Origin of the sequence: Methanofervidicoccus abyssi, assembly GCF_004310395.1 — an archaeon.
In the GTDB taxonomy this organism is placed as follows: Archaea; AGJL01; Methanococci; order Methanococcales; family Methanococcaceae; genus Methanofervidicoccus; species Methanofervidicoccus abyssi.
In genome coordinates this window covers 20,443-34,059 of the sequence record NZ_BFAX01000004.1, presented here as the reverse complement: position 1 = coordinate 34,059, position 13,617 = coordinate 20,443, and the positions used below count along the sequence as shown (strand labels likewise).

The window sequence follows — 13,617 nt, the reverse complement described above, 5'->3', positions numbered from 1 at the left end:
TTTTCTCTAATATTGGAATGAATAGGAGTTTTTTATTTTAAAAACTTTTCCTTATTTTTAATAGTATATTTACCTCATGAATATAACCTTATTAAAGATATAAGTAGAAAATATTATAAAATAAAAAATAACAGGAAAAAGTAAAAAAAAACCCTTAAGAAGAATTACTGAAATCCCACTTTTAGTTTCCCAGAACCCAGTACGGTGTAAGGATAAGGAATGTCCTACTTTTTAAAAAAACTATATTTTTTTATTTTAATTATTCTTTTTCTTTAAATAATTGTTATTTTCTATTTAAGATTCTCAATTGCCTAGTGTATAATTATTTTATTAAGGTTTTTATAATTGTTATTCGAGATTCTTAGGGTTTTTGTTTGGTATAGATAGTTTTGTTCATAACTTATAACAACAACTTGCTTCATATCTCGATACCGAGATTTTTCTCTGGTTGTTAAGTGTTTAACAATTTTTTAACATTCTACAGCAAAAAATAGACATTTTAGATACTCCAAATTTTTATTGGCCATAGTAATTACATGATCTGGAGATTGAGTTCTATAACCTCCGATCTGCTTAATCTCTCTTTTAGCCCTTAGGGAAGATGATACCACTGTATTCTTAAAAGTCTCCCTGTCTATGTGGTGGGAGCAGGAACATGTAACTAACATCCTTCTACAGAGTTTTAAGGCTAAGTAGTTAAGGGTGTTGTAGGCCCTTAAAGCATTTTTAACATCTTTGGAGGTTTTTGTAAAAGATGGGGGATCTAGTATTACAATGTCAAAAGATTCTCCATCTTCTATTAACTCCCTCATTATATCAAAGGCATTCCCATGTATAAGATGATAGTCCTTGATATCGTTTAACTCCATATTTTCCTCTGCAACTTCCAAGGCTTTCTTCGATATATCTATCCCCCACACTTCTGCACCCATTACTCCACAGTGCACAGCAAAGCCACCTGTATAGCAACATACGTCCAATACTCTATCTCCCTCTCTAACATATTTCTCGATATCTATTCTGTTATCTCTTTGATCCAAAAAGAAACCAGTTTTATGCCCACTAACATTTACCTTGAACCTTCCCCTTCCTTCTTCTATAATAGTCTCTACGTTATTTCTATCCCCAAGTATTCTCGGTTTTATTCTGTCTCCCTTCTTAGCTCCTTGGATATATAAGGTAGTGATACCTGCAAGTTCCTCCACACATTCGTATATTACTGGTGCATACTTTTCCATAACCTTAGAAGAGATCTGCATAGAACCTATATTGTTGTATCTGTCTAGCACTATACATGGTAGATAGTCGCCTTCTGCATATATCATCCTGTAGGTGTTTTTAAAACCAAGAAATTTCTCCCTATATTCGATAGCTCTCTTTATCCTCCTGTAGAAGAAATCTCTATCAATATCCTCTTTTTTTAATGTTAATATCTTTATACAGGGACTCCCTTTAACATATAGGGCCTGTGCTATAAATTTATTTTTGTAATATAGATACACTATATCATCTTTCTCAGGTATGTCCTCCTTGTTTATAATGGCATTTTTGTAAATTATTCTTGAAAAATTCAATATTGAGTTATAGGCCCTCTTATCTATGCTAATTTTTATATTTGAAATATTATCACCTAAAGATAATTTAGAGATTAGTATAAAATTACTATTCTTTTATAAAATGGGACTAATAACAAATATATTAATATTATTCTTAGAGGGTTATTAATATTTACAATATATAAATTTTGTATGGTTCTAAAACGTATAAACTCCATTTTCTCTTAAATAGGAGACTCCTAATATTGCAAAATCACTCTCCTGAATCTAGGTAGATACAAAAGAAAAAAAATACTTCAAGCCCCTAACTAGATTGTTGTTAAGGAAAGTAATGATAAGGTTTTACTTCTTTGTATTTTTTCGTATAAGGAGAAAGTAATAGAACTTCTGGAAAAAAACTCCCATATAATTATTTTTGTTTATTCAGAAGTGGTTAGAGTGCTTATGATATCAAAATCTATTGTTATTAAGGGGATATTATCTTTTAACTGTTTTTAATCTTTTAAATATAAATACCGAAAAGTATATATATAGAACTTCAAATAAACTGAATAATTCAAAACAGTACTAATATAATTGTTATATATGGTGATAAGGTGTTTTTAAAAAAGAGACATTTGGAAATATTAAAACTAATAAGCGAAAACACCCATGATAAAGACATGATAAAAAGTAAATTACCCGAAGAGTTTGATGTAAGGATATTGGAACTTTTCATTTTAGGTTTTGTTGAATTAACTGGAAATGATATAATTTTTACCAATGTTGGTAAAAAGATGGCTGAATTGGTTGAAAATCTACCTATAGAAGACATTCCCGATGTATTCCTAAATTCCGAAATAATCAAAATTATGGATCTATTAGATAAAACTGGATATGTTCCAGAAGATTGGAAGAATTTATTGGTAGAAAGACATTTGGCAGATTCTAATGGATTAACTGATGTAGGTAAGGGGATCTTAGAAGTGTATAAAGAATCCCATCCTGTAGTTTATTTGACTCCAGATATATTGGACTTTGTAAGAGACATGCCTAAGATCGGACTCTATGATGAATTAATAACATATAAAAACACTAAAAAGCAGGGAGATAATATATTAAATGCTCTACAAGCTATGAGGTTGTTAAATATATCCCCTAAAACTGAAGCAGGTAAGGCTTTTGCCACAACAAAAGCATTAAATGAGGTATTAAAAATCGCTTCCATGGTTCCAAGATTGAGTAGGGCATTAATACTTAGAGAGGAAGATCTCGAGGCACTGAAAGGAGGTAATTACACTGAGGAAATGATAGACAGTGGTTTCTGTACAGAGGAAGAGATCACAGAGTTGGGACACGCCATGGTTAATACCTACAATGAAATAGGTAAAGAGTATAGGGAAATTACTCCTATATATATACTAGAAGAAGAGATTAAAGTGTTAAAGACTATTGAAATTATCAAAGAGAAGTATGAAACTAATCCAGAAATCCTACCTACTTACAAGGAAATCAAAAAAAGAAGTGGTATTGAAAATTTAGGAGAAATCCTCCATACATTAGAGTTTAAGGAATTGATAAAAAGAGAGGTTATCAAAAATAAGGATACCTATTGGATGACAGAATTTGGAGAGAAGGTTAAGGAATTAGGAGTTGTAACTACAGATGGGATGAAATCTATAACATATCCTGAGTATAATGATACCCCTATTGCCCAATGGGTAATTAAAGGTAAGGAAGAAAAGATAGTACAGAGAGGTATTACTGATAAGGGTAGTTTCCTTTTAAAACTATCTAAATCCATTAAAAGAAAGCCTTATTTAACTAAATACGATATATCTGCTTTAATAAACCTACCTGTAAAGAGATACCTACACAGAGATGAACTTGTTGAGTTAATACAAAAAGATGTTGGTGGTGATGAAGAAGCTATCATTAAGGCATTAAACGAAGGGGAATCAAAGGGATTAATTAAAGAATTGCAAAATAAAATGATTATATTAACAGAACTTGGGGAAGGTGTTAAAGAAGCTATTGAGATGGCAAAGGTCCAGGAATTACTATCAACAAAGTTTGCAATAACTCCAACCACCTTTAATATCCTATTAGCAATATACAATAATAAAAAAGACTTTGACAAAATATGGAAAGAGAAAAAAGAAATTGGCCAACACAAAGAAAATGAAATTATACTACTGGCAAAACTACTGCCTTTAACCATAGATGAAATTAAGAAAAGTTTAGTTATTTTAAAAAATGTGGGATTAATCGGTAAAAAAGGTCTTACAAGTGGAGGGATTAAATTAGTAGAATCCTATATAGAGTTCTTTAAAACTTCATAGAGGTGTTAAACAAATCCTTTTTAATTTTTTTATTATTAATCTAATCTCTTCTTTTGAAGATTTTTCTAATTGTGTATCAGATAGATCAGCTATGATATTAATAAGTTGTTTTTAACAGTACCTATTTTTATAACATTTTTAATGGATTCTTTGTAATAAAAGTTTTTATTCCGTTTAAATGTAACTAAATTATATATATTATATATTTAACTTTATAATCGTTATTTAGGAAAATCCTAAAAGAAAAATTTGTAAAGATTGCAAAAAATAGAAGAATCAGTACAATACTTAAAGCAAAATCCACCGCAGGAGTAGATAACATTTCATTAAAATATATTTAGATTAAAGCTCCTCAGTTTTATATATCCTTGGTTCCTGAAAAGAACTTAAAAATATCTGTCAATAATCTTTAAAAATAAAAATATTAAAAAATAAAAAAAAATATTAATTATTAAGGTCTGTTTATTTTAACTACCTTTCCATCTCTCCACTCTACAAAGATTGGCTCTTCAGGAATATCTTCAAGGGTCTTGAAGTACTCCACGGCAGCCTTGGTACCCCATCTGTCGGAACCTGCTAAGAGAATAACTGTATGGCCGTTGATCTTTGTCACCTCTATTACTCCTCTGTGCTTCCCTGGGTATTCGTTAGTTACCTTTACTGGAAAAATCTCTAAGTATTTTTTCACAATCGGGTTTGCCACCGGCCCTCCTATTAAGATACAATCTTCTTCTATATCGAGAGGTTTATTTGTTAGAACAAATGTTGTTTTTAAGTCCTTTGCTGACAGATTGACATCTATATTAGAACCTACTATTAATTTTGCTTTATGTACTATTTCTTTTATTTTTATTGATTTAATGTCTGGAGCTACATCTGGGTAAGGATTTTTAAATACTGAGGACCCGCCTCCTCCTGAGGATGATATACTACTTCCTGATGATGTGCTACTTGTACTTTCTGATCCTGATGATGTGCTACTTGATAAGGTAACATTTCTAATGTTTTCTGCATTATAATATAAGGTAACATTTCTAATGTCTCCTGCCTTATAATATATAGTATCAGAAGAGTTAAGTAGGATACTACCATTTAAATAAAAAGTAACCTCTGCACCATCCTGTCCCGGTGCATATACCAATAACTTTTCATCTAAATAAGTAGGGCCTCCAAATGTATTATTCACTAGAGGTATGGAACCATAAGATTCATTCCCTATTTTTGCTACAATATATCCACTTAATGGAGTTGGCGAAATAACCTTTCCATAGTATTGGGCAGGTAATTGAGGTGGTGTAGTAGTATCACTGGCTAAACTACAATTTGCCAATAGAAGACTTAAAGCAAAGACTAATATGTATATTTTTGTAGTGTTTTTCATAAATCCCACTCCTATATAGAATTATGGGTAACTATATAGGTTATTATTTTAAAAATCTAAAAAAAAGTAGATAAATATTATTAAAAAAGGTAGATAAATATTATGCTAATGAATTAATACAAACTTCTTCCTGCCAATATATCATTTTCTTTACAATACATCCAATATGCATCATAAGGATGAAGTACTATACTGGATATATTATCATACTTAGTATAGAGGGCATTATTTTCTGGATCAAGTATCATTACCCATGAATCCTCTACAGGGAGTACGAAGTCCATTAGTCTTACTCCATCGATATCGTATTCTGCAGGGTTTACTCCAACGAGGTTCCAACCTTTGAATACAGGTCTTGCTGGTGGTGCTGTAGGTTCTTCTGGAATAATATATTTGATAGTCATGATGGTATCGTTATTACAGTAGATGTAGTATCCGTAGAGTGGTTCCAAGTTAGATTCACTATACCAGGTGTTGTTGTAGTAGGTTATTATAGATACTACTGCTTCTGGATTACTGAAGGTTATGTCTGCCCTGTGGGGTATTGATAGGAGATTCCATCCTTTTTTAAGAGCGATAGTAGGTACAGTTACAGTGACGGTTGTGGTGTAGTTGTTATCACTTTCATTTAATTCATCTACGGTATTGTTTGGATCTACAACTGCTGTGATGGTGTATTCTCCAGTGTTGCCAGGAATCCAGTAGAAGGTTAAGGTTGTACTGTCACCCACATTTAATCCGCTTACATTTGTTTCAGTATATACCGTATTTCCTGAGGCATCTGTAATGGTTATTTCCACTGGGAATGTGGTAGTTGCGTCAGCAACACCATTGTTGGCTATTGTTATGTTTATCTCAGTTGGGTTATTGGTGTATATTGGAGTGGTTGTAGTAATATTTTCTATTACTAGGTTTGGTTTAGCAAGTAATACAGTGACGGTTGTGGTGTAGTTGTTATCACTTTCATTTAATTCATCTACGGCTTTGTCTGGATCTACAACTGCTGTGATGGTGTAATTTCCAGTGTTGGTAGGAGTCCAGGTGAAGGTTAAGGTTTTATTTTCATTCACATTTAATCCGCTTACATCTGTTTTATTAGTATATACCTCCTTTCCTGAGGCATCTGTAATGGTTATTTGCACTGCGAATTTGTCAGTTGCGTCAGCAACACCATTGTTGGCTATTGTTATGTTTATCTCAGTTGGGTTATTGGTGTATATTGGAGTGGTTGTAGTAATATTTTCTATTACTAGGTTTGGTTTAGCAAGTAATACAGTGACGGTTGTGGTGTTGGTGTTATCATCATCACTTGATTCAGTTACGGTATTGTCTGGATCTACTTTTGCTATGATGGTGTAATTTCCAATGTTGGTAGGAGTCCAGGTGAAGGTTAAGGTTGTACTGTCACCCGCATTTAATCCGTTTACATTTTGTGTTTTATTATATACCACATTTCCTGAGGCATCATCTTTTTTAATGGTTATTTGCACTGGGAATGTGGTAGTTACGTTACCAGTACCATTGTTGGCTATTGTTATGTTTATCTCAGTTGGGTTATTGGTGTATATTGGAGTGGTTGTAGTAATATTTTTTATTACTAGGTTTGGTGTAGGTAATACCTCGATGGTTTTGGTCTTGGTGTTATCATATTCATTTGATTCATTTACGGCATCGTTTGGGTCTACAACTGCTGTGATGTTGTATTCTCCAGTGTTGTTAGGAGTCCAAGTGAAGGTTAAGTTTTTACTGTCATTAGCATTTAATCCATCTTCTACATTTTGTGTATCAGTATATACCACTCCTGAGGCATTTGTAATGGTTATTTGCACTGCGAATGTGGTATCTACGCTAGCATTACCATCGTTGGCTATTGTTATGTTTATATCAGTCGGGGTATTGTTGTATATTGGAGTGGTTGTAGTAATATCTTTTATTACTAGGTTTGGTTGTCCGTATACTGAAACAGTGCCTACAAATAGAGTCAGTAGAAATAATATAAGGGTTTTTTTCATAGATTTCACCTCTTACTATTTTAGGGTATTTAGAATACATTAATGCTTATAATTTTTAGTTATATATATAATTTTTGGTAGGTATTTAGAATACATTAATGCTTATAATTTTTAGTTATATATATAATTTTTGGTTATATAATAACGGTATTTGTATAAATACGAGCATATAATATTTGTTTTATAGGTTATAAGTTTAATTTTAATAACGTATAATATTAAAGACTTAAAAAAATATTTTTAAAATTATATTAAAAGGAACAAAAAGAATAAAATATCAATTAAGGTCTGTTTATTTTAACTGCCTTTCCATCTCTCCACTCTACAAAGATTGGCTCTTCAGGGATATCTTCAAGAGTCTTGAAGTACTCCACGGCAGCCTTGGTACCCCATATATCAGATCCTGCTAAGAGAATAACAGTATGGCCGTTGATCTTTGTCACCTCTATTACTCCTCTGTGCTTCCCTGGGTATTCGTTAGTTACCTTTACTGGAAAAATCTCTAAGTATTTTTTCACAATCGGGTTTGCCACCGGCCCTCCTATTAAGATACAATCTTCTTCTATATCAAGAGGTTTATTTGTTAGAACAAATGTTGTTTTTAAGTCCTTTGCTGACAGATTGGCATCTATCTTAGAACCTACTATTAATTTTGCTTTATGTACTATTTCTTTTATTTTTATTGATTTAATATCTGGAGCTACATCTGGGTAAGGAATAAACCCATATACCTTTACATCGGAACCTCTTATTAACTTCAGTTCCTTAGTACCTTTATATTGAGTGATCTGTCCTCTTAGTAGCACTTTTTGTCCTACTTCAAAGTTACCATGTTTACAGTCTCCTGCCCATATAGTTATATTCCCTGAACCATCTGTAATTTTAAGTAAGTTTCCATAGTATTTAACTGATAATATAGTTCCATTTATCGTAATAAATAATCCATAGTAATCCTTAAAGTTAGTATCATTGGTTATCTCAGAGATTTTCATAATGGGGTTATTTGAGAACTTGTAATGGAATGTTCTGTTAAAGGTACTTCCATCTTTTGCTGTAACAATGATTGTTATATTGTGTTTTCTGTCATCCAGTAGTTTAGGAGTTATTTCTATATTGCCCTTAGCGTTGTACCACCATATTTTTGTAGTATTGATCAAGGTAAAGTTAAGAGGATGCAATTTCCCATTATCTATCTTATAAGTTATATTGACTATAGTTTTGTTCCCGTCATATACATTCAATTCAATTGGAGTTGTGCCATTTAATACAACATTCCTTGGAGAGAGTAAATTGATCTGCTCTGTATAGCCGATACCTTTGTAGAATCTGTAGACATTACCATTTTTTATGAAGTATATAACATATCCTATTGGATTACCGTCAGGTGTTTTACCAGTTTGCCACCAATCCCCACAAACTGCACCTCCCTGATATTCTGGAATTCCATTTCTATATATTAATCTGTTGTCATGAGTGTGCCCTGCAATGAGTAGTATATGTCCTTTATACTTAGAGATTATATCTAAAAACTCATTATAGGACTTATTTTCCCAGGAACCCAATGGTTGATGGTAGGCTATGATGATGAACTTATCACTGTTATTTGCTAAATCGCTTTTTAACCATTCCAACTCTTCTTTAGGTAATCTAACTGCTCTGTATCCACTTTCCTCTGTTTCCACTGGATCTATAATTACAAAGTGGTAATTTCCATAGTCATATGAGTAGTATGTAGTACCTTTATCTCTTAATAAATACTTTAGAAGTAATCCAACACCATATCTAGGGTCGTATTTTTCTATATTTTTCAATTTGAGTCCTGCTGGGTCATGATTTCCAGGAGCATATAAGAATGGAATACCTGCCTTCTTTATAGGTGCATATATGGTAGTATTTACCAATTTATACCATCTTTCATCAGTATCTAAATCATGCTTACCTGCTAATGCTACGATATCTCCAGTCTGTATAACTAAATCAGGTTTAAATCCTATTACTTCATTAACTGCCTCTTTTGTTATATTTACAGGAGGTAATTTACCTCCAAATATCTCCTTAACTTCACTGTTATTACATAGGTGAATATCTGCAAATTGTATAAAGAAGACATCTCCGTAGTTTTGTGAGTTATTAATTTCTCCATAACATACTGTTAAAGACATTATACCTAATAGTAGGAATAGGTATATACTCTTCTTCATACGCCCACCTACCTACATCCTTATTTTTTGGATAGTTATAATATGGGTTTAATTCCCACGAATGAAATATCATTCGATAAATAGCATATAAATTTGACTGTTATTGAATAATTATTCATAAAATTAGAACAAACTTGTAGTTAATACAAAATATTTATTATAAAAACTCGGAGGAGAAATGCAAAAACAGAAATATTGGCTATTAAAAAGTACCTTAGAGAAATAGGCAGGATATCACAGAAGGAGATATTAATTAGTATTGAAATTAGTAATTAAAAAGAATATTCAGTAGTAGAGGAGAGGTATAAAATTTATAATTAAGATATTAAGTATAATAAAATTTTTTTAATTATAATTGCTATTATTTTTATCTCTTATGATAAGGACTAAGATAATTTAAAAAATAAAAAACCTTAAAGATATCACCTAAGAAAAGTGATGCAGGCAAGGTTTTTACTCTTTTTTATTTTTTTATTTTTTAATTGTGTTTTATTTTTAGATTCTCTCCTAAAAACCTTGAATTACTTATCTCAATAAATCTATCACAGACAACTTCCGCATCTCCTTCCATCTCTACTTTTCCATTATCTATAAGTATCACTCTGTCGCTTATTTCTTTTATCAGTGGTATATGATGGCTAATTAACACTATCGTAGTCCCATATTTGTCGTTTATCTTCTTTAGATAATTTGCAACGTCTCTTAATGTGATGGGATCTAAATCTCCAAAAGGCTCATCTAGGAAGAGTATTTTAGGTTTCGTTATCAGTTGTAAGGCAAGGGCTACTCTAACCTTTTCTCCACCACTCAATTCTATAGGTGTCTTATTTAGCACCTCCTCACCTAAGTTTAGAGTTTTAAGGATCTCCTTAGGGTTGAAATCATCATCTACAAGAGCAGGGAACAGGATATTCACAATATCGTAGGATAGTCCTAACCTCTCAAGTTTACTTTTCATCTCTTCTTCAGGGAGATCTATTAACTGGTAAATCCCATCTACAACTTTTGGAGATAGTCCTAACTCCTCAGATTTTAACTTGGCAGCGGTTATGGCCTTCTCTCCCTTTATTCCAGCCCTATACTTTAACATATCTTCTACTGTTAAGTAGTGAGGGAGGGAGAACTCCTGGTGTAGTATTCCTATCTTCCTCCGTAGTTCTATTCTCTTCCATCCATATTCACTTAGATCTACACCATCAACAACGATCCTTCCACTATCTGGGGCTTCAACCCCTGCAAGGAGTCTTAGAAGTACAGATTTTCCTGCACCACTTGGCCCAATGATAGAGAGTATCTCTCCCTCCTTCACGTGGAAAGAGATATTCCTCATATTCAACGTCTCCCCTCCCCGCACTACAAAGTATCTTTTACATACATTTTTTACCTCTATTATAGTCTTATCTTTGGGTGTGGATTTTCTAATATAAGGAGGTGACATATTCTCCATGAATTTCTCTATTACCTCTCTAGGTTTTCCATCTAGTACTATCCTACCTTCCTCTAGTAGTATACATCTATGGCAGAGATAGTTGTGGATCTCGGGGAGATGAGAAGTAATAATTATGGTTATATTTAACTTCCTGTTTATATTCTTCAGGACATCTAAGAGGATCTGTTTTGAGGCTGGACAGGCCATAGTTGCAGGTTCGTCTAAAAGAAGCACTCCTTCTCCTCTTTCGTATATCTTAGCTATCTGCCTACCTAGTATTAGACGTTGTTTCTCTCCCCCACTTAATACGTTGGCAAATACATCTTTTTTATGTTCCAATCCAACTAATTTCAATATTTCCAAGGCCTTTTTTTCGTACTCTTCCCACTCCTCTTCCATAGGTAGAGACTCATCACTGTCATTCCTTACAGCATATAACTTCCTTATTATGTTGTGGATTGCTGGTTCAGCCCACAGTGCAAAGTTCCTCTGAAGGTGTATAGCTGTAACCTCCCTGAAGTTCTCCCTTCTACCAAGTATTTCGACATACCCTTCATAATCCTTATCTACCCCTCTGAGTATTCTTATCAGTGTAGATTTTCCAGCTCCCGATTTTCCCACCACTCCTAATATCTCCCCTTTTTTAACAGTGAAAGAAATATTATTCAGGGCTACTTTACTACCGTATCTCTTAGTGAGATTTTTAACAACCACTTCTGCCATAGTATCACCTTTGAAAGTAGTTAGATTTTATTATAAAATCTCATTCTCACCAGGACAAATATAAACAAAGGGTTATAATAAACAATTCTCGTCAAGAATCCCATAAATAATAATTATTGTATAAAAAATACCATATTAAAAATCCAGATAATAAATATAATATAATAAAATCATTAGATATCCAAAGGGTTTTTAAACACCGGAACAAAATAGAAAATTCTACTGGGATATAATATAGAGAATTTATCTTATTATTTTTAACTATTATGGGAACTAGAACAATATCTTAAAACTGTAATGATGAATATGGTATAGAGTTTTCTAATATTCTTATTTAAATGTTAACAACGAGTTCTTATCAAAGTTAATTCTGTTTGATACAAAAGAATATCTAACAGTGTTACTTAGAAAACAGTGTTAATCCTTTAAGAAAAATTTACCTTCCCAATATTTAGGATGGAGAAGAAAATATCTATTTCTTTTTATTTTTTAAAATATGATATATATTATTAATTTTTTAATAAGTTTGATGAGGAATGGAGTGTATAAAAAATAATTATAAATGAAGTAACATAATAAAAGATAAAAAAGAGATAAAAAAGATTTGATAGGAATTATCTTTTATTGTGGTTATTATGGATAACAATAAAATAAACATATTGAAGTGTGTTATAAGATCCTTAGGGATAGAATCTGCAAGAACAATCGAAGAAAAAATAGATCTACAGTATAGCTACCTAAGACACCTTAAAGAGAGATTGAACAACAATGTATTATTTCTAAAATTGATAATACTTAACGCTTTAGTGTCCTATCAACTCTCTACTACTGGAGAAAACTGGTGGAGGGAGTTTTCAGAGTATCCGTGGGAAGATATATCTGGAAGTATATTGGAAGAGTATGTTGGGTTTCTCTCCAACTCAAAGGGTAATAGAAGATTTTTAGAAGGTAAGATAAAGAGGATATATAGGTTAAAAAGTCTACTAAATACACTATCCTTCGAAAAGTTTAAAAACTACTATAACAACATGGAAACCTTCAGAAACTCTATTGCTAAGATATTGAATACTAAAGGTTCTTCTAAGACTGTAGTATTTACCGTCAAGATCTTTGGATATGGAGGTAGGATGGTATTTAATAAATTTATTCCCTATCCCTACTCTGTAGAGATTCCAAAAGATAGTAGAATAGAGAAATATTCCACAAAATTTACTAAAGGAGACGTACTAAAATTTTGGAATGAAGTTGCCCGAAATAGTGGAGTTCCTCCCCTCCATATAGATTCCCTACTTTGGCCAGCCTTGGGGAATTGGGAGAAAGTTAAAAAACCTCTGAAGTCTCTGGATACAGATATATATCAAAAAGTGAAGATGTTGATAGAGTTAGTTTAATCCTCTATTAATCTTTCAAAACATTCCATACAAACTATCTTCCCATTTATTATCCTCCCCTTGATCTCCATAAAGTATTCCCCACATTCTTCACATTGAATAGATGGGTATATTTTAGATCTCTTAGGTTCTAGGATATCTACCTCCCTCATGTTGAAGAGTCTTTCTTCAGGTAGGGCCAGTAATTTATCGATATATTCTTTTTTCTGCATCTTTAGATTGTCTATATCTTTACTCCCCTTCTTGGTATTCAATATACGGTTTCTAACAGCGTTCATTTCTTCACTAATTTCCCCTTTTAAGGATATTCTAATACCTTTTTTATTCTCTTTGGAATAGAATACATAAACATGTTTTCCATAATCTTTGAATATTAAATTACCTTTTCCAAAGGTACAACCGAGTATAAATTGTATAGCATCTACACTACATGAGTTATTATACACAATAGCTACTAATTCCTCGTCCTGGGATCTATTGAAATTTTTTAGAACATACTTTGCTACCCTATAACCTATTACCAATCCCGGGCAGCAATGTCCATGGAATTTTATTACCTTGTTGAGATCTTCTTCCATTCTATCACCTTAGTTATAACTAAAG

Annotated in this window: 8 protein-coding genes; 2 read left to right on the top strand and 6 right to left on the bottom strand. The window is 32.2% G+C overall.

Features of this window, described 5'->3' with window-relative positions:
- Positions 1–470: 470 nt before the first annotated feature.
- A complete protein-coding gene (locus MHHB_RS04545) occupies positions 471–1,613 on the bottom strand; it encodes a class I SAM-dependent rRNA methyltransferase (RefSeq protein WP_131007481.1) in 1,143 nt (380 codons plus the stop codon).
- Positions 1,614–2,152: 539 nt separating this feature from the next.
- Between MHHB_RS04545 and MHHB_RS04540 the strand changes: the two genes are divergently transcribed.
- Positions 2,153–3,877, top strand: coding sequence for a DUF505 family protein (locus MHHB_RS04540; protein ID WP_131007479.1), 1,725 nt, complete (start codon positions 2,153–2,155; stop codon positions 3,875–3,877).
- Positions 3,878–4,328: 451 nt separating this feature from the next.
- Here the strand turns inward: MHHB_RS04540 and MHHB_RS04535 are convergent, their stop codons facing one another.
- The 4 genes from MHHB_RS04535 to MHHB_RS04520 all read right to left on the bottom strand — a co-directional run bounded on the left by MHHB_RS04535 (position 4,329) and on the right by MHHB_RS04520 (position 11,623).
- Positions 4,329–5,258 carry an S-layer protein gene (locus MHHB_RS04535; protein ID WP_131007477.1) on the bottom strand — a complete coding sequence of 310 codons (930 nt, stop codon included), beginning with the start codon at positions 5,256–5,258 and terminating at the stop codon, positions 4,329–4,331.
- A 113-nt stretch (positions 5,259–5,371) separates the two neighbouring features.
- Entirely contained in the window at positions 5,372–7,270 is a 1,899-nt protein-coding gene (locus tag MHHB_RS04530; protein ID WP_131007475.1) for a CARDB domain-containing protein, read from the bottom strand.
- Positions 7,271–7,551: 281 nt separating this feature from the next.
- Positions 7,552–9,471: an S-layer protein gene (locus MHHB_RS04525; RefSeq protein WP_131007473.1), complete on the bottom strand. Its 1,920-nt coding sequence runs from the start codon at positions 9,469–9,471 to the stop codon at positions 7,552–7,554.
- Positions 9,472–9,949: 478 nt separating this feature from the next.
- On the bottom strand, positions 9,950–11,623 hold the full coding sequence (locus tag MHHB_RS04520; RefSeq protein ID WP_131007471.1) for an ATP-binding cassette domain-containing protein: 1,674 nt from the start codon (positions 11,621–11,623) through the stop codon (positions 9,950–9,952).
- Between the two features lie 635 nt (positions 11,624–12,258).
- On the opposite strand from MHHB_RS04520, the gene MHHB_RS04515 reads away from it, so the two are divergent.
- Positions 12,259–13,014, top strand: coding sequence for an N-glycosylase/DNA lyase (locus MHHB_RS04515; RefSeq protein ID WP_131007469.1), 756 nt, complete (start codon positions 12,259–12,261; stop codon positions 13,012–13,014).
- On the opposite strand, the gene MHHB_RS04510 is transcribed toward MHHB_RS04515, so the two are convergent.
- Entirely contained in the window at positions 13,011–13,592 is a 582-nt protein-coding gene (locus MHHB_RS04510; protein WP_131007467.1) for an FmdE family protein, read from the bottom strand. The genes MHHB_RS04515 and MHHB_RS04510 overlap by 4 nt on opposite strands.
- Positions 13,593–13,617 lie beyond the last annotated feature (25 nt).